18 protein-coding genes are annotated in these 18,314 nt (G+C 39.0%); 7 read left to right on the top strand and 11 right to left on the bottom strand.

What is annotated here, in order from left to right; all coding sequences use genetic code 11:
- Positions 1–418 precede the first annotated feature (418 nt).
- From R2H34_RS04570 to R2H34_RS04550, 5 genes are all read left to right on the top strand, one after another.
- A complete protein-coding gene (locus R2H34_RS04570) occupies positions 419–3,097 on the top strand; it encodes a TonB-dependent receptor (protein ID WP_042891414.1) in 2,679 nt (892 codons plus the stop codon).
- A 148-nt stretch (positions 3,098–3,245) separates the two neighbouring features.
- Entirely contained in the window at positions 3,246–3,956 is a 711-nt protein-coding gene (locus R2H34_RS04565; RefSeq protein ID WP_042891413.1) for an energy transducer TonB, read from the top strand.
- 41 nt (positions 3,957–3,997) lie between these two features.
- Positions 3,998–4,873 (top strand): MotA/TolQ/ExbB proton channel family protein, encoded by an 876-nt coding sequence (locus R2H34_RS04560; RefSeq protein ID WP_039047449.1) that lies wholly within the window; start codon positions 3,998–4,000, stop codon positions 4,871–4,873.
- A gap of 11 nt (positions 4,874–4,884) precedes the next feature.
- Positions 4,885–5,310 (top strand): ExbD/TolR family protein, encoded by a 426-nt coding sequence (locus R2H34_RS04555; RefSeq protein ID WP_004914066.1) that lies wholly within the window; start codon positions 4,885–4,887, stop codon positions 5,308–5,310.
- 21 nt (positions 5,311–5,331) lie between these two features.
- Positions 5,332–5,751, top strand: a complete 420-nt coding sequence (locus tag R2H34_RS04550) for an ExbD/TolR family protein (RefSeq protein ID WP_005403115.1) — start codon at positions 5,332–5,334, stop codon at positions 5,749–5,751.
- A gap of 74 nt (positions 5,752–5,825) precedes the next feature.
- Here R2H34_RS04550 and R2H34_RS04545 read toward each other — a convergent pair whose 3' ends face one another.
- The 7 genes from R2H34_RS04545 to R2H34_RS04515 all read right to left on the bottom strand — a co-directional run bounded on the left by R2H34_RS04545 (position 5,826) and on the right by R2H34_RS04515 (position 12,011).
- Positions 5,826–6,497, bottom strand: a complete 672-nt coding sequence (locus R2H34_RS04545) for a hypothetical protein (protein ID WP_042891412.1) — start codon at positions 6,495–6,497, stop codon at positions 5,826–5,828.
- Between the two features lie 269 nt (positions 6,498–6,766).
- Positions 6,767–7,411 carry a dethiobiotin synthase gene (bioD, locus tag R2H34_RS04540; protein WP_042891410.1) on the bottom strand — a complete coding sequence of 215 codons (645 nt, stop codon included), beginning with the start codon at positions 7,409–7,411 and terminating at the stop codon, positions 6,767–6,769.
- A complete protein-coding gene (gene bioC / locus R2H34_RS04535; RefSeq protein ID WP_039047446.1) occupies positions 7,408–8,166 on the bottom strand; it encodes a malonyl-ACP O-methyltransferase BioC in 759 nt (252 codons plus the stop codon). The genes bioD and bioC overlap by 4 nt, the downstream gene beginning before the upstream one ends.
- Positions 8,157–9,311 (bottom strand): 8-amino-7-oxononanoate synthase, encoded by a 1,155-nt coding sequence (locus tag R2H34_RS04530; RefSeq protein WP_042891409.1) that lies wholly within the window; start codon positions 9,309–9,311, stop codon positions 8,157–8,159. Before R2H34_RS04530 ends, bioC begins: the two co-directional genes overlap by 10 nt.
- Entirely contained in the window at positions 9,298–10,593 is a 1,296-nt protein-coding gene (bioA, locus tag R2H34_RS04525) for an adenosylmethionine--8-amino-7-oxononanoate transaminase (RefSeq protein ID WP_042891408.1), read from the bottom strand. Before bioA ends, R2H34_RS04530 begins: the two co-directional genes overlap by 14 nt.
- A gap of 317 nt (positions 10,594–10,910) precedes the next feature.
- Positions 10,911–11,654 carry a hydrolase gene (locus R2H34_RS04520; protein WP_087539842.1) on the bottom strand — a complete coding sequence of 248 codons (744 nt, stop codon included), beginning with the start codon at positions 11,652–11,654 and terminating at the stop codon, positions 10,911–10,913.
- 33 nt (positions 11,655–11,687) lie between these two features.
- Positions 11,688–12,011, bottom strand: a complete 324-nt coding sequence (locus R2H34_RS04515) for a DUF6176 family protein (protein ID WP_087539841.1) — start codon at positions 12,009–12,011, stop codon at positions 11,688–11,690.
- 126 nt (positions 12,012–12,137) lie between these two features.
- Here R2H34_RS04515 and R2H34_RS04510 point away from each other — a divergent pair, with 126 nt between their 5' ends.
- Positions 12,138–12,713 carry a peroxiredoxin gene (locus tag R2H34_RS04510; protein WP_004952578.1) on the top strand — a complete coding sequence of 192 codons (576 nt, stop codon included), beginning with the start codon at positions 12,138–12,140 and terminating at the stop codon, positions 12,711–12,713.
- Between the two features lie 52 nt (positions 12,714–12,765).
- Here R2H34_RS04510 and bfr read toward each other — a convergent pair whose 3' ends face one another.
- On the bottom strand, positions 12,766–13,230 hold the full coding sequence (bfr, locus tag R2H34_RS04505; protein ID WP_004952576.1) for a heteropolymeric bacterioferritin subunit Ftn: 465 nt from the start codon (positions 13,228–13,230) through the stop codon (positions 12,766–12,768).
- Between the two features lie 349 nt (positions 13,231–13,579).
- Between bfr and R2H34_RS04500 the strand changes: the two genes are divergently transcribed.
- Positions 13,580–14,635 (top strand): SDR family oxidoreductase, encoded by a 1,056-nt coding sequence (locus tag R2H34_RS04500; RefSeq protein ID WP_087539839.1) that lies wholly within the window; start codon positions 13,580–13,582, stop codon positions 14,633–14,635.
- Positions 14,636–14,693: 58 nt separating this feature from the next.
- Here the strand turns inward: R2H34_RS04500 and R2H34_RS04495 are convergent, their stop codons facing one another.
- The 3 genes from R2H34_RS04495 to R2H34_RS04485 form a co-directional block, all read right to left on the bottom strand.
- The gene (locus R2H34_RS04495) at positions 14,694–15,212 is read right to left on the bottom strand and encodes a DUF6155 family protein (RefSeq protein WP_005403124.1); all 519 of its coding nucleotides are present in this window, start codon (positions 15,210–15,212) and stop codon (positions 14,694–14,696) included.
- On the bottom strand, positions 15,209–17,242 hold the full coding sequence (ligA, locus tag R2H34_RS04490; protein ID WP_087539837.1) for an NAD-dependent DNA ligase LigA: 2,034 nt from the start codon (positions 17,240–17,242) through the stop codon (positions 15,209–15,211). Before ligA ends, R2H34_RS04495 begins: the two co-directional genes overlap by 4 nt.
- A gap of 72 nt (positions 17,243–17,314) precedes the next feature.
- Entirely contained in the window at positions 17,315–18,313 is a 999-nt protein-coding gene (locus tag R2H34_RS04485) for a cell division protein ZipA C-terminal FtsZ-binding domain-containing protein (protein WP_087539836.1), read from the bottom strand.
- Position 18,314: the final 1 nt, after the last annotated feature.

Here is an 18,314-nt window from a genome sequence, read left to right as displayed (position 1 = left end):
CGTCTATTCACCCCTCCAATCAATATTTATTCATCCTAATTAAAAGTAACTTTATGCAAAATCTCATTTTTTCATAATATTCTTAACAATTAAAATAAGAGACTATAAATACATGTTTTAAAATATATAAAATTAAAATGCACCAAATAAATGCACATATAAATTAGCATGTTTCATTTTAATACCATGTATAAAACCTAGAAAACTGTAAAAAAATGCCAATAAAAAATATTTTTATAAATTCATAATTTTTTAATAAATAGTAAAAATATGAAAAGCTTATTCAATAAAACTAAAACGCTTTTACACAATTTACTCTAGATTAAACCTGATCCAAAAAATGTATTTGGCACATGTCTTGCTAAAACGCTCTTGTTCAGTCTTTAAGAGTGACAATCCACTAGGGGTTATAAATTTAATGAAAAAAACTAATTTCGTTCAATCAAATGCTATGCCAAAAGCGAGCAAAACCGTACTCAAACTCAGTACCCTGAGTCTCAGTATGTTGTGTTTAACAATGACCCATGCAGCTGAAAATGAGTCGACCACGGAGGATAAACCCGCCAAAGTCGTCAAAGTTGCCGTTACAGGATCATCGATTAAAGGCGTTGCTGCACAGAGTGCATCTCCGATCACGGTGATTAGAGCAGATGACCTTGTAAAGCAAGGTGTTACAACAGTCGAAGAAGCTTTAACCAAGGTTAGTGCCAATCAAGCAGGGTTTTCTACAGCTCAAAATGTAGGTGCAAGTAATACTGAGGGTTCTTCTGCGAATCTTCGAGCATTAGGTACGGATAAAACATTAATCTTATTAAATGGTCGACGTTTAGCATACAGTCCATTTAGCACCTCAACCACAAACCTAAATATTATTCCAATGGCAATGGTTGATCGTATTGAGATTTTACGTGATGGTGCTTCGGCAATTTATGGTGCGGATGCAATTGCTGGGGTAATCAACTTTATCACCAAGAAGTCTTTTGAAGGTTTAAATATTAGTGCTGGCTTTATTCAACCAGAACAAAGTGGTGGTGATAAACAAGACATTTCAATTTTCGGGGGTTATGGTGATCTTGATGAACAAGGCTTTAATCTTATGGGGGTTATTGACTATCGTCGTTCAAATGACATTATGGCGAAAGACCGTAAAATTAGCCGACGCGGTGGTTTAATACCGGAACTTGGTATTGATGGAACTTCTGCAAATGGTTTCCCAGCAAATTTTCGTGATCCCGTTACAGGAGCTCTTGGTAATCCTTATGGCGATCTAAACTGTAATAATGCACCTAATACTATCGCTGATGGTGGGCTCTGCTATCTCAACACACAAGCATTGATCGGAATTGTGCCCAAAACAGAAACAATATCTGCTTTAGGACGAGGTACGTTCAAATTAAATGATAATTTCAATGCCATCGCTGAATATGTTTACTCACGAAATGAAGTGACTACATCAATCGCACCTGATGTTTACAGCCGCTCCGTTACTCTTCCTTCTACAAGCCCATACTATCCTGGTAATGGCATAACTCCTGCTGTCGCTGGTTTAAGTGGTGAACCCCTAGAACTCTATTTAAGATCACAAGCTGGAAACCGTATATCGAATCCAGTGAATGAATCACATCGGGCGTTAATCTCTTTAGAGGGTGAAGCTTACGGTTGGGATATCAATACAGGTTTATCTTATGCACGTAGCGAAGCGACAGACGGTTTTGCTGGAGGGTATTTAAACAAAAGTAAACTCCAAGATGCTTTAAACAATGGAACCATTAATCCTTTTGGCCCTAGTGAAAATCAAGAGCTTTGGAAGTCTTTTGAAGTAAAAGGCGATACTAACACTGGTACGCTCACAGCCACCACATTTGACTTTACTATTAGTCGTCCAATTTACACGTTACCTGCTGGTGACGTAGGCTTTGCTTTGGGAGGTAGTTTTAGTAAACAGGACTGGAAAGCCAATGTGAACTCAGAAATTGTAAGCCAAGTTCCTGGTAGCGGTATTGATCCTAGTAAACCTGAAAGTAAAGGTAAGAGAGATATCACCGCAGCTTTTGCAGAGTTACATGTTCCAATTACCAAAACCTTAGAGGCACAACTCGCTGCTCGTTATGATGACTATAGTGATTTTGGTGATACATTTAATCCTAAAATCGCTTTCCGCTGGGAACCAATTAAACAATTAATGTTCCGTACCTCATACAGTACTGGTTTCCGAGCGCCAAGCTTATATGACATCAATGCCCCTCAAAGTAAAACTTATACGGGTGCTCGCTACGATGACCCTGTGCTATGTCCAAATGGTAAAGCTATATCACCAGAATACCAAACTGAATGTAATACCCAATTCTATCGTACACAAGGTGGTACAAAAGACTTACAACCTGAAGAATCAACCTCAATTACAGCAGGTTTTGTTGTAGAACCGATCAAAAATTTAGTGTTCTCTGCTGATTATTACAACATCAAAATTGATGGGCTAATTAACAGCATCGGTGAAGCAATGATTTTCGGTGATCCTGAAAAATATGCAGATCGCTTCATTCGAGGGGCTGATGGTCGATTGGAATATATCAACAGCGCACTAACAAATATGGGTGGAGTTAAAACTGAAGGTATTGATTTAGCGCTAAATTATCTTTCACCGATGACTTCTACTGGGCGTTTTGGCTTCGGCATTGATGGCACATATGTTATCAAATACGACCGTCAAGAAGAGAAAGGTGGTGCATGGGAAGGTTATGTTGGTAAATACGATGATCCAGCAATCTTACGTTGGAAACATGTTGCCAATCTTAACTGGAGCTACGAAAACTGGAAAATGGTCTTCGAGCAAGAGTTCTACCGTGGCTATAAAGATCAAAACCAAATTGGTGATGAGAAATATGATAATCACCGCGTAAGTGACTATACCCTGTACAACGTTTCAGGAACGTATAAAGGCTTTAAAAATCTAGAATTGACTGCTGGTATCAAAAATCTATTTGATGCTGAACCTTCTGCTTCGAATGTGCTCGATAACTTCCAATATGGTTATGACCCTCGCTATAGCGACGTAACGGGACGTGCATATTTCCTCAGAGGCACTTATAAATTCTAAAACTCTAACCACTGCAAGATGTTCCTTTTTGTCTTGTAGTGGTTCAACGTAATCCTGATGTCTATATAAGATAAAAATTGCTATCAAGATTTTCAATCTAGCCTAAATACTTTTATATAACTCAGCGATTACATTTTCAGGAGCAATTATGGGCATACCCTTTGCTGAAAGTGAAAATCAATCTGCCAAACGTCTCGTCGGACTTGGTCTAGTTTTATTTTTACATCTTGTGATCGCCTATATTTTAGTAACAAGTTTAACCACTGATTTTACTAAACCAGTCGAGAAGCCTGTAGAACTTCAGATTATTCAAGATATTGAACCGCCACCACCTCCTCCTCCACCCAAACCTGAGGAAAAACCACCTGAACTACCTAAAATGGTTGAGAAAGTGGCAAAAATGCCTGATCCGCCTAAGCAGGTGGAGAAAGTAACGCCTATTGCAAAACCAACACCTACACAACCAACCAAAACTTCAGTGGCAACACCTGCACCTGTCACAGCGGCTTCTCCAATTCCTAGCCCTGTTGCTGCTCCAGTTGCAGCTGCTGCTCCCCCAGCACCTGCAAAACCAGCTGGAATTTCACGAGGCGTTTCCGAAGGTGAAGCAGGTTGTAAAGAGCCTGGTTATCCACGTGAACAGGAAATGGCTGGTGAAGAAGGTACTGTGCGTATGCGTTTACTTGTGGATAGCTCGGGCAAAGTAATCGATGCAAAAGTCAAAAAATCGAGTGGTGTACGTGAGTTAGATAAAGCCGCGACCAAAGCTTATAGCTTATGTAGCTTCACACCAGCGATGAAAGACGGTGTACCTCAACAAGATTGGTATGAAATCGAATACACATTCAAGATTTCTTAATGAATATAGAAGTGAATTAAACAATTTTTGGAGAATTTAAAATGAATAAAACTGTAAAAAAAATCTCTCGATTTGCTGCGATTGGTCTTATCTCAACCAGCACCCTGCTTCCAATTAGTTCTGTTTGGGCTGAAGAAACCACGCAACCCACAGCTATAACTACGGTCGCGACTGATGCAACAACACAATCATCACCAACACCACCACCTCTTCCTGCGACTGAAGAAAAAGTGCATAACCCTTATGGCTTAGAAGCTTTATGGCGTGAGGGTGATCTCGTTGCAAAAACAACCTTATTCATCCTTGTTTTAATGTCAATTGGTACGTGGTACATCATCCTTTCAAAACTATTTCAACAAAGCAAAATCAAACGCCATGGTACTGAAGCTGAACGTAACTTTTGGGAAGCAGATACATTAAATAGCGCAAAAGAAAGCTTAGACCCTAGCAGCACGTATCGCTACATCGCTGAAAAAGGTATTCACTCAACCAAACATCATGATGGCACCTTATTAGAACGCATTGATTTCAACACATGGGTAACGATTTCGATTCAACGTGCTATTGATAAAGTACAAAGCCATTTAGGTAACGGCTTGGCATTCCTTGCAACAGTGGGTTCAACTGCACCTTTCGTTGGCTTATTTGGAACAGTTTGGGGAATTTATCACGCATTGACTGCGATCGGCATTTCAGGACAAGCATCTATTGATAAAGTTGCTGGGCCTGTGGGTGAAGCATTAATCATGACCGCAATTGGCTTAGCTGTCGCTGTACCTGCAGTACTTGGTTATAACTGGCTGACTCGTCGCAATAAAGCTGTCATGGACAATGTCCGTTCATTTGGCTCTGACTTACATGCAGTTTTACTCAGTGGCGAATTACGCAACAATCCTGTCAATCGTGATTCTAAATAAGGAATACGATTATGGGCATGATGATAAATTCAGATCAAAGTGATGATGATGTGATCGGCACCATCAACACCACTCCGCTTGTGGACATCATGCTGGTGCTTTTGATTATCTTTTTAATCACTGTTCCAGTGGTCACACATACAGTTCCTGTAAAGTTACCTGAAGAAAAGAACACACCTTACGCCACAACCCCTCAAAATATTCAACTTTCAGTCAACAAAACTGGCGATATTTTTTGGAATGAACAATACGTTGCAAATAAAGAAACTTTACTTGCGCGTTTACAAGTTGAGGCACAAAAGCGCCCGCAACCTGAAGTTCATATTCGTGGTGATCAATTGACACACTACGCTGCAATTGATCAGGTAATTAGCACCACCCAACAAGCGGGTATTGGCAAAATCGCATTTGTCACTACTCCACCTAGTTCACCTTAGTCAGACGATAAGGAGTTAGTCATGGGTATGAATGTCGGACCAAAAAGTGGCGAAGATGATGTGATGCTCGATGTCAACATGACACCTTTAATTGATGTCATGCTGGTGTTATTGATTATGTTCATCATCACAATTCCAATCCCAAACAATGCCATTAATATCAATTTACCTAATGGCGCACCACCGCCACCAACCGATCAGAAACCACCTGAAACCATCAACTTAAGAGTAGATGCACAAGGTCGTATTTTCTGGAACGATCAAGCTGTTGCTGATCGCCAAGCATTGAAGGTTTTGTTTGAATCTGTTGCGCAAAAAGCTGATCAGGATCAGATCAAGTTTAAACCTGATCCTCAAGCTGAATATAAAAATATTGCTATGGTGATGGCACTCGCTCAGCAAAGCAAAGTCACTAAAATAGGAATCGTGAGTAATAACTAAATAATAAAAACAAAAAATTAATCAGATAACTACAATTTTACTCCTGCGCTAACAAGTTCGCTTGTTAGCTTTTTTTATTTTATTTCATTAATCACAATTGGAATCAGTTTACTGCTCACCTTATAGCCTTGTGGTTTGTTATTACATGCATCTCCGGTTACTGTCGTTCGAATCACATAAGGCGAATACGGCATCACGTTTAAATAACCCGTATTATCTGATCCAGTACGACAATCTTCTGCATTAAGTTTTTCGTCATAGCGACCAGCATTAGAAGACTCTTGCACTTCAGTAATCAACTTGGCATTCCATTGGCTCAAATAAACTAAACTTTTAGTAGCTTCAACAGTTCCTTGCCCCGAACCAGCACTTTCGATTTCAACCAGTTCGATCGATTTACCTTTATACATCGTTGGATGAACTTTAAATGTATTCGATTGACCACCAAACTCTTTTAAAATTTTTGCTTGTTTGAGCTTTGGACGGGTCAGCACATAACCTGCCCAAAAGTTACGCCCTGCATTTTCAAAACTAACAGCAGACAAATAAGCTTCTTCGCCTGAAATTAATTTTAATTTTTCCGTATGATCAATCTGAATGGCTTGCTGAGGATTCGCATTTGAATCTTGTAAATTAGTAATCCAATTAATGATAGTTTTATCTGTTGGTACAGCAGCATAGGATGCTGAGACTGGAATCAAAAATCCAAATAAAATGGATAGAACTAATTTATTTTTCTTGTTCATTTTAAACCTTACTTTTTACAATCAAAAATCTCACATGAAATATGATACTCGGAAATGTCATCCACAACCTGCGTGAATTTTGCAATATATTGTTTCTGCGAAATAATAAAAACAAGAACAGAAAGAGAACAGGTTTTGTGGATGACAATGCCTTTGCCTACTTTGGGCGAAACCAAAGTAGGGCGAACTGCAAGTTTATCCCTAACTTTAGATTGAACTCGGCGAGACTCCGTTAAGAGCAACTATTTTGATTCTCATTAAAATTTAAGTTAATTAAACTTTTCCAAATCAATCCATTGAGCATCAGGAAAATGCTTTGCCAAATAAGCTTTTAAATAATCCGCTGTATCTTTAGAAATAAGTGGATCTTTCGATTCATCTTTTAAGTTATATACCAAAGCATGCAAATTCAAATCACGCTGCTTTAATGCCTCTAAACTCAATAAAGTATGATTGATACTGCCCAAACGTCCTGAAGTCACTAAAATCACAGGAAATTGATGTTGAGCAATATAATCAATGGTCAACAACTCTGTGGTTAAAGGCACCATCAATCCACCAGCACCTTCTAATAGCACCACATCAAAACGCTGAGCAAGCTCTTTAGTTGCAGCTTCGATCTTGGCAAAATCTAAATCACGCCCATCCAAACGCGTGGCTAAATGTGGCGAAGCTGGATAAGTAAAAATTTCAGGCATAGTCAATTTTTCATGATCTTCCTGAAACCAACCACTCCCCATAATTTCACGATGTTTTTCAATGTCTTCAGACACATCGACATTGCCAGTTTGTACCAACTTCTGGGTGATAACACGCTGCCCTTGTTCGGTCCAAAGTTTGGCAAGATAACCTGTGGCATAAGTTTTCCCAATTTCTGTATCAATACCACTGACAAAATAAATTGCTGCACTCATGCTTTTCTCCGCGCAATCACGTAAATCGGATGATAAGTTAGGCGAAAACCTTGCTCATCATGAAACTGTTGATAATCAGAATAAAACTGCTGTAAAGATTGCTTGGTCCAACGATGTGACTTTGCTGTTGCAGTCACCCCCGTCGCTTTTAGATGATGCAGCACTAATTTAGGATCATCAAAATATAGATTTTTTTGTTCTTCTTGTATAAACACAATCTCAAAGCCATTTTCTTCAAGTTTCTGTTTCAACACTTCACTAGAACAATAATTTAAACCTTGCCCAGTCAGCTTTTTGATTTCGATTAAATTGTTTTCACCAAATGTAGAGAAACCCAAATAGCCTTTCGTTTTTAAAGCATCATGAATTCGTTGTAATAACGCAGGTAGATCAGTCATCCATTGCAAAGCTGAACTCGAAATCACCGCATCCAATTCTGATGGTAATTCAAGCTGCTCAATATCTCCGATCAACCAAGCTATATTTTGAATCGTTGAAAAATGCTGATCTACATCCTCATAAAGATCATTTAAAAATAATTGATCAAACTGAAAATGAGTCTGAAATAAATGCGTTAAATTACCCGACCCACAACCGATCTCAAGTACAGAATCAAAAGTCTTTGGACAATATGATTTCAGATATTCAAATAACTGTGCACTGATCTGCTTTTGCACTACAGCATGCTCAACGTAACTTTGCCCTGCTTTGGCAAAACGTTGAGCGACTAAAGCTTTATCAACACTCACAAACATTCCACCAATTTTTCTAATTCAGCTTTTTGAACCATAGACGTTAATGAGATACGTAAACGTGAACTATTTTGCGGTACTGTTGGCGGTCGCACAGGCATGGCGTAAAAACCTTGTTGCTGAACATAACGTGCTTTTTCAATCGCTGCATTACTTTCGCCGACAATAATTGGAATAATATGGCTACTTGATGGACTTAAAAAACCTTTTGCAATCACCGCCTGCTGTAAAAAATGACTGATCTCAGCCAAGTGCTGACGCTGCTGCTGCATATTTAATACTTTATTAAAGATAAAATCAGACCATGCCATCGAGATTGGTGGTAATGCTGTGCTGAAAATCAAGGGACGCATTTTATTAATCAGATAATCACGGATGATAGGATCACAAATAATATAACCGCCAATTGAAGCAATCGCTTTGCCAAAAGTCCCAACAAGGAAATCAATCTGATGCAATACACCATATTGCTCAGCACAACCTAGTCCTTGCCCACCTCTCACACCTATGGCGTGAGCTTCATCAACATACAACATGGCTTTGGAAAAACGTTGCTTTAACTGCGCCAGTGCCGCTAAATCCGTTTCATCACCATCCATACTAAAAATACTTTCAGTCACCACAATAATGCGTTCAACTTGTTCATCTTGATGATACTTTTGCAATAACTGTTCCAAATGCTGCAAATCATTATGACGATAACGCACATATTGAGCATTCGATAGACGAATACCATCAATCATACTGGCATGAACCAATTTATCCGCCAAAATCACGGTTTTAGTATCAGCTAATGCAGGCAAAATACCGATATTCATGTGATAGCCACTATTGAAAAGTAAGGCAGCACGACCAAAAGCTTTGCTTAGGCTATTTTCAAATTGCTCGTACTCTGCAAAATTACCAGTCAATAAACGCGAAGAAGAAGAACTAAAGAGCGCTCGTTCAATTTTCAGCGTATCAAGAAATTCTTCTCTTAAATTTAAGTCAGCGGCCAAGCCTAAATAATCATTGGATGCCAGATTCAACATGGTTCGATCTTGAATGGTGATCCATTTTCCCTGCTGTTGATTTGCAGTAAATTGGCGGAAATTACCTTGCTGTTTGAACTGGTCAAGCTGCTCGGCATAATGATCAAGCAAGGACATTGGCATTTGCTCCTTGCATATTTTTTACCACTTCACTCATCTGTACTAATAAGTAATTTAGCTCATCATCGGTGATCACATACGGCGGCATCACGTAGACCAATTTTCCAAATGGTCGCACCCAAATACCATGTTCAACAAACTGCTGCTGTAAGCTTTTCATGTCAACACTAGAGGTTAATTCAACCACTCCAATCGCACCTAATACACGTACATCTGCTACATGATCAAGTTCTGCTAAATCACTTAATTGCTCAACAAGGATCTTTTCAATACGTTGAATATTGCTCTGCCAATCTTGTTCAACTAATAATTGAGTACTTCTTAGAGCAACAGCACAAGCTAAAGGATTTGCCATAAAAGTTGGACCATGCATGAACACGCCCGCTTCGCCACGACTAATGGTTTCAGCAACTTGTTTAGTCGTTAATGTTGCAGATAATGTCATATAGCCTCCAGTCAAACCTTTACCGATACACATGATATCTGGTTCAACTTGTGCATGCTCCCAAGCAAACATTTTGCCTGTACGCCCAAAACCTGTTGCGATCTCATCAAAGATCAACAACAAATTGTATTGCTGACATAATTCTTTGGCTTGGCGCAAATACTCAGGATGATAAAAACGCATCCCTCCCGCACCTTGCACAATTGGCTCAATAATGAGTGCAGCAATACTGTGATGATGCAGTTCGATCTGGTGTTTGAGCTCTTGAATATCTTGTGGATTCCACACACCATCAAAGCGACTTTGAGGCGCGGGTACAAAGATTCGATTCGGTAAACTTGAGCCAAAAATCTGATGCATTCCCGTAACAGGATCACACACAGACATCGCATTCCAAGTATCACCATGATAGCCAGAACGTGTAGTAATAAAATTGGTTTTCTCAGGTTGATTCAACGCAGCCCAATATTGCACTGCCATTTTTAAAGCCACTTCAACTGAAACTGAACCTGAGTCAGCATAGAAAATTTTATCTAAACTCGGAGGCGTAATTTTTAATAAGAGTTTACCCAATTCAATTGCAGGTTCATGCGTCAAACCACCAAACATGATATGCGCCATGTTTTGCAATTGATCAGTAATGGCTTTATTGAGTTCAGGGTGGTTATAACCGTGAATCGCACACCACCATGACGACATGCCATCAACCAGAGTTCGACCATCCTCTAGTTCGATGGTTGCACTATAAGCACGTTTCACTTTAAAAGTTGGCAGTGGATTTAACATCGAGGTATATGGATGCCATATATGTTCTAAATCAAATAAATCGGTCATCCATACTTCCTCATTGGTTAGATAAATATTGCTTTTAGGGGAGAGCTGCCTTGTGCTCATTTATTCTGGTATTAGCCTTCGGCTGGACCTACTTTTCTTTCGGGAAAAGTAGGCAAAACCATTTGTCATCCACAAAACCTGTTCACTTCTGGTGTCCATCCAAGAGTATCAACTCATCCATATTCATCACTTTTACTATCACCACGCAGGTTGTGGATGACGCTATCGAGTATCAATTTGTGGGAAAACTCTTATAAAAGAATTTGCAAACATCTTAAACTTGTCAAAATCTAAAATATATTGCGAGAACTTTCATTTCAAGCAAGATTGAACGTTGAGTAAATAAAATCTTCAATTACTTGCATAGTCTGCTCCACCATAAAACATGGAAAACCATGAGAAGCATCATCAATAGAAACAACAGATAGATTTTTTGCAGCTAAATTCTGGATATTTTGAACAACTTGGTAAGGAACCAAAGCATCATGCTCAGCAAATACATGCAACTGTCTGCCTTGATAATTTTCATACAAACCAACCAAATTTAATTGCCCCAACAACTGCAACCCATCCCTAAGCAATGCAATAGCTTGTGGACGAATCAATTTCTGCATAGCTACGAAATCTTTCTTTGCAGAACTTGCACCCTGACACACCAATAAACCAAACCGTTTTAGCGTGGTAATGGCATCCTGTTCGAATGACTGTTTAAACTGAATAAAAGTTTCAACTGGCATGGCTGTCGTCCAATTAGTTTGAGCAACAAAACATGGATTCGATGCTAGAGTGATTAACAGCTTCTGTTCATCATATTGCAGTTGAATTTGGTTGACTAATAGTGTTGCCAGTTGCCCCCCCAACGACCATCCCACAATGACATCAAATTTCACTGCAAGTTGGACATGCTGTTGCAAAACTTCATTATCGAGAGCATTAAAAATATTCATCCGCTCAACGAGATACCCCTTTTGTTCTAAAGCATCATGTAAAGGTTTTAATAATTCGGCACCACCACCCCAGCCAGTGATGAGTAAAATCTTTTGCTTCACCTTATGACCCAGATATGCAAACTTTAAAAATTATAACCTGTTTTTCTAATCATAATTTTCCAAATCAACCAATAATGTCGCAGGAATTATCCGTTCCCAATTTTGTTTGAACTGCTTATGAACTTTATCAATTTCAAAAGAACTATTTCGTGCAACTTGCTGAGCATGACCAATGTCATGCGACCGTATATATGCAATTAAATAATTATTCCCATCCAATTCTAAATGAAACCAAGATTCTATTGTTACACCCTCGGGTTGTAAGGTCTGAATAGCTTCATCTTTTCGTTGTTCAATTTCTATTTTCCAAGCATCGACATTTGCCAGCGTGTCTTGCTTTAATTTAATTAACACTGCACCTACGTCCATTCTATTTTCCTTTTACCTTATTTAAATTCAACGATATAAAACAATCAAAAGCCCTGAAAAGAATTTACTCACGCATCAAATTTTTAAATTTGCTAAATTAAGTATCTATCACACTTTGAGATCAAAATGATGAATACGATAAAGTCCAAAGTTCTTATCGTTTGTAGCACACTTATGTTGCTCGGATCAGCGAGTTCAAGCTTTGCTCAAACCTCTATTTTCTCTAAACAAAATACCGCTCAAAAAGAATGGGTTGGACAGTCTGCACCAGATTTCAAACTGCAAGATCAAAGTGGGAAATGGCATACGTTAAGCCAATACAAAGGCAAATGGATTGTGCTTTATTTTTATCCAAAAGACGATACAGCTGGTTGTACCCAAGAAGCCAATCAATTTAAATCGCTCTATCCTCAGTTTTTAAAATCTAATGCTGTGGTACTCGGTGTGAGCTTGGACGATGTCGCGTCACATCAGAAATTCTCAAAAAAACTCGGACTTCCTTTCCCAATTTTGGCTGATGATAAAGGCGACCTTGCTGGAAAATTTGGCATTGTTCGAAATCTAGGTATTACCAAAATTGCTAAGCGAGAGAGTTTTTTAATTAATCCTCAAGGTGCCGTCATGTATCATTATACGAGTGTGAATACACAGACACATGCCGATCAAGTGTTGAAGGATTTAAAAAACTTACAGAAAAAATAGAATAGCAAATCAAAAAACTCAGCATATGCTGAGTTTTTTTAATTCACAAATCTTAGATTTGCGATTGAATATAATTCTGTAAACCAATCAATTCGATCAAACGTAGTTGCTTTTCTAACCAATAAGTATGATCTTCTTCTGTGTCAGAAAGCTGCTGACGCAACATATCACGGCTAATAAAATCGCCTTTTTCTTCGCAGAGTTTAATTCCTGTCGCCAATTTTTCACGTACATGATATTCAAGTGCTAAATCGGCTTTTAAACAACTTACCACATCAGTACCCACATTAATGTCTTCACGGTTCATGTTTGGTTGTGCACCTAAAAACAGAACACGGCGAATAATGGCATCTGCATGTGAGGCTTCTTCTTGCATTTCATGATCAATGCGTTCATAAATTTTGCTCAAGCCCCAATCTTCATACATTCTTGAATGAATTAAATATTGATCACGAGCAGCCAACTCACCGCCAATGAGCATATTTAAATAGTCGATGACTTCTGGATTGCCACGCATAATACTTACTCCTTTCGAATACAAGTATTATGAGCAACTTATAAGACATTTGCAAAAAATTAATTGTGTAAGTTTATGATTTTTATAAAATTAAAATGAGAAACATACGCATTTACAGTTCTAATTCGCATAATTTGTTTAGATAAAATAAGCTCTTGCGGATTTATTGCCCCATTCGAAGCGGTAAAGTTACATCATTTTGTATTATTTGATTTTTGTAACGATTAACAATACTTCTTATTTGAAAGCGGAATTGATCAAAAAAACATTAAAAATGACTGGTCAGCTGTTGTTTGTTTGAGCAAAATTCGTTAAACAACTTCAATCACAAAAATCATTAGGAAAAAAAATGGATAAAAGTAAAGCAATTCTAGTCACGGGTGCGACGGGTTATATTGCAGGCTGGATTATAGAACGCTTACTCAATCAAGGTTATAAAATTCACGCAACCGTTCGAGACCCCTCAAAAAAAGATAAGATTCAACATCTCTATGACCTCGCTGAAAAATCATCAGGTGAAATTCATTTTTTTAAAGCAGACTTACTTGAAGCACATTCATTTGATGAAGCTATGAAAGGCTGTGAGGTTGTCATTCACACTGCGTCCCCTTTCGTAGTGACCAATTACAAAGATGCCGTTAAAGACATTATTGAACCTGCTGTGAAAGGGACTGAGAATGTACTAGACAGTGTAAACCGCACTGATTCAGTAAAACGAGTTGTTGTGACCTCAAGTATTGCATCAACCTACGGTGATGCAATTGAGATTCAAAATACTGCTCATAATGAATTTGATGAGAGCCACTGGAATAATAGCAGCAGTGAAACTCACCAACCATATCCATATTCAAAAGTGGCTGCCGAACGTAAAGCATGGGAAATGGCGGAACAACAGGATCGCTGGAGCCTTGTTTGTATCAATCCTGCTCTTGTTATGGGTCCATCACTCACTGATGCGAGTCAATCAGGCAGTATTGAAGTATTACAACAGTTTGGTAATGGCACAACCTTATTTGGTGTCCCACCAATGTGGAATGGAATCGTGGATGTCCGTGATGTTGCCGATGCCCATGTCGCTGCGGCATTAAATCCACAAGCACATGGTCGTTATATCATTTGTGGTGGCACATTAAGCTTGCTAGAGATGGGCAAAGCACTTACACAAAAATTTGGTTATAAATATCCTTTTCCACACTTTACTGTACCTAAAGCAGCATTCTCATTGGTCGCACCAATATTTGGGCACTCTCGTCAATTCGTAAAACTCAATATGGGATATCCAATTTATTTTAATGCTCAACGTAGCGTAAATGAATTGGGTATCGAATATAGAGACATTCGAGAAAGTGTTTGCGAACATTTCCAACAATTACTTGATGATGGCATTGTAAAAAAACGTGCATGATAATAAAAGCCTATTCAACTACATTCAGTTCAATAGGCTTGTTTCCATTTTTTTAGAACTAATCATCAAAATAATCACTATAAATTTCACATAGTCCATCATCAAATCCCCAGCCAATGCCATCTGTATCGTGACAAATCTTTGCTGCTCTTTGTTGAAATTGACTTTCCACATTGAGCTGCTTCATCCATTTCATTGCCTGAGCAAACATTGACTCCATACTATTATAAAATGGCTCATTAATATCGCCATACATGTTGGTAAATTTTACTCCAGTTTCAACATAATAGATTGCAAGATCAACTAGATGTATATTTAATCCATTAAGCTTTTTAAAGTCCATAACCGCTTTTCGTGCAACAGATAACCTTGCATCACCAAATCCATGTTTGGGCAAAAATTCATCCCGAATTATTTTTTTATATTTAGAAAGTACGTCATTTGCCCCCTCTGTACTTATCTGTGAATCATAAAAATCTCTAACCACTGAAAACTGTTGATATAGTTTAACAATCTCTTGAAGCAATTGTTTTTCAGGTTTTGTGACAAGATGGGCTTTCAATGCTTTAATACTCATTCAACCCCTCCGTACTGCGCCAAGAAATCCAAAAACTCTTGCTCGTTCATTACACGAATGTCTAACTTTTGTGCCTTATCAAGTTTGCTGCCTGCTTTCTCACCAGCAACGACACATTTGGTTTTACTTGAAACACTACCACTCACACGCGCACCTAAAGCTTGAAGCCGCTGGGTTGCTTCATCACGCCCCATACTTTCCAATGTGCCAGTCACAACCCAACTTTCACCATTCAAAGGCTGGCGAGTTGGTGCAGTTGGTGCATCCCAATGAATCCCTGCAGCAAGTAAACGCTCCAAGACCTCTAAGTTATGCTCGGCTTGGAAAAAATCCACAATCCATTCTGCCGTAATATCACCTACATCAGGTGTTTTCTTCAAAGCATCAATATCTGCAGCTTTCAAAGCATCGAAGGTCTGGAAAGTATTGGCGAGCATACGTGCCGTAGTTTCACCTACACCACGAATACCTAAAGCATAAATGAAGCGTGCCAATGTGGTTTTCTTACTTGCATCAATTGCATCAATAAGGTTTTGAACTGACTTTTCACCCATTTTTTCAATGCTGAGTAATTTTTCTCGATGTTCATGTAAGTGATAGATATCGGCTACATCTCTGAGTAGATCTAGATGTAATAATGACTCTACCCAACGATCACCTAAGCCCTCAATATCCATAGCCTTGCGTGAAACAAAGTGACGAATCGCCTCAATACGCTGTGCTGCACAATATAAACCACCAGAACAACGAGCTAAGGCCTCACCTTCTGGCATGACGACAGGAGAATCACATACTGGACAATTCGTTGGTAAATAAACAAGCTCAGCATCGGCAGGTCTAAATTCAGCCCATACCTTTTCAACTTTTGGAATCACATCACCCGTGCGATACACGCTGACGGTATCGCCAACACGTACATCTAAACGATGAATTTCACCAATATTATGTAAAGTTACATTCGAGACAGTCACACCGCCAACAAAGACAGGAGCTAAACGAGCAACAGGTGTTAGCGTGCCAGTACGCCCAACTTGCCAGTCAATATTTTCAACCTTGGTCAAAGCCGCTTGCGCTGGGAATTTATAGGCTGTCGCCCAACGTGGCTCTCGACTTAAAAAGCCCAGTTGTTGCTGCTGTTTAAGGTCATCGACTTTGACCACCATCCCATCAATTTCAACTTTGAGATTCGGACGTTCAAGCTGAATTTGCTCATAGCGTTGTTGAACTTCTTCAATAGACTCACAAAGATATTGACGCTCTGCGATCTCAAAGCCAAATTTGGTCAACCAGTGCAAACTGTCATGCATTGTCGTTAAGCCATGATGAGGCTCGCATTGAGCAATACCATAAGCATAAAAAGCCAATGGACGCGATGCTGCGATATTGGGGTCAAGCTGTCTTAAACTCCCCGCAGCAGCATTTCGTGGATTAGCAAAGGTCTTTTCACCTTTAGCCTCCTGATCTGCATTGAGTTTTTCAAAACCTGATTTTGGCATCAATACTTCTCCACGCACCTCTAAGAGTTGTGGAATAGCTTGGTGCTGAGAAGATAAAATCTTAGGTAAATTACGGATGGTTTTGACATTTTGAGTAATGTCCTCGCCTGTTTCTCCATCACCACGAGTTACGCCTCGAACCAACACACCATTTTCATACCAAAGCGAAATCGCTAAACCATCGAGTTTAAGTTCAACCTCGTATTGAACCTTTTGATTCGGTAGGCGCTCATCAATACGACGTGCAAAGGCAAATAAATCATCCTGATTGAAAACATTACCTAATGACAGCATCGGCACCACATGAGTCACACTTTCAAATTTTGATAATGCTTGTCCACCGACTTTATTCGTGGGTGTATCAGCTTGCATAAACTCTGGATACTGTTGTTCTAATGCTTTAAGTTGATGAAATAAATGGTCATATTCACTGTCGGTGATCGTAGGTTGATCCATCACGTAGTAAGCATGATTATGTTTAGCGATCAATTGAATCAATTGACGCATTTGCTCAATAACTGAGTTTTGTTCCATTTAAATTTCACCATATAAAAGGGCGGAAAACCGCCCTATGTCTTTCATTGCATTTATTACAAAAATTTGATTTTAAACAGTTGTTTGACTTGGTCGATAGTCAATCACATGATGACGCCAATGCTCTTTCAACTGCGGAGAAAACTCGAGGTTATTCTCATCATAAACTTTACCATCAATTTCACGTGCTATTAATCCTGCAATACTGGTCATCATATCGTAGCCAGTAACCGCTTTGCTGTTTGGTAAAGCAAGGAAGAAAGCCAAGCCCTGTACTTGTTCACCTGATAATGTCTCCAAGTCAAAACCTGCTGGACCATTATCTGTAATGCGCAATACTGAAAACATCAAAGCACTTGGTTCATCAGTATTTTCATAGCGATGGAAACATGACATTTCGCCAAAACGCAAACCGTATTTAAGTAATACTTTTAATGCTTTGTCACCAGAAAGTGCACGGCGCGGGTTTGGATAGACATTTAAGGCAATAATTTCTTCAGCAGTTGCTAACGCACTTTCATCATCGTAACGTTGTTGCTCATGCAAATGGACATCTAAAATATTACTTTCACCATCAAACTCAGCAATCTCAACAGTCTCAATACTTGGGTTTAACGTGAGTTCAGGCTCAACTTTCACTTCATCAAGTTTATCGGAAGGATTTACTTGATCCTCTAAAGCCTCCCCCTCTGTCTGAGTTGGAGTGGAAAGTTCAGCTTCAGTTGCTACAGATGTTTTAACTTCAACTGATTCAGCAATCTCTTGAACTTTTTCAGGTTCAGATGCTTTTTCAACTACAGTGACTGGTTGAGAAGCAATAACGGGAGCAGCTTCGATTGGATTGGTTTTAAAACTAGGCTCAACACGTTCAACAGCTAGCTCAGGAGTTTCCACCTTCAGAATCTGATCTCTCACATGACGTGGAATCACAGGCTGATTACTTTCAGGATTAATGTGCAAATCTGCTTCTAGTGAAGGCTCAACTGGTTTTGGTTTTCTTAAAATCATTATCAAACCAACGAGCATAATCACAACGGCAATAACAATGCCTATTATTGTATTCATTTCCATA

The organism is Acinetobacter sp. 16 (assembly GCF_033439925.1).
Classification (GTDB): Bacteria; Pseudomonadota; Gammaproteobacteria; order Pseudomonadales; family Moraxellaceae; genus Acinetobacter; species Acinetobacter junii.
Note: the sequence above shows the minus strand (reverse complement) of the source record. Positions and strands in the feature narration are given on the sequence as shown.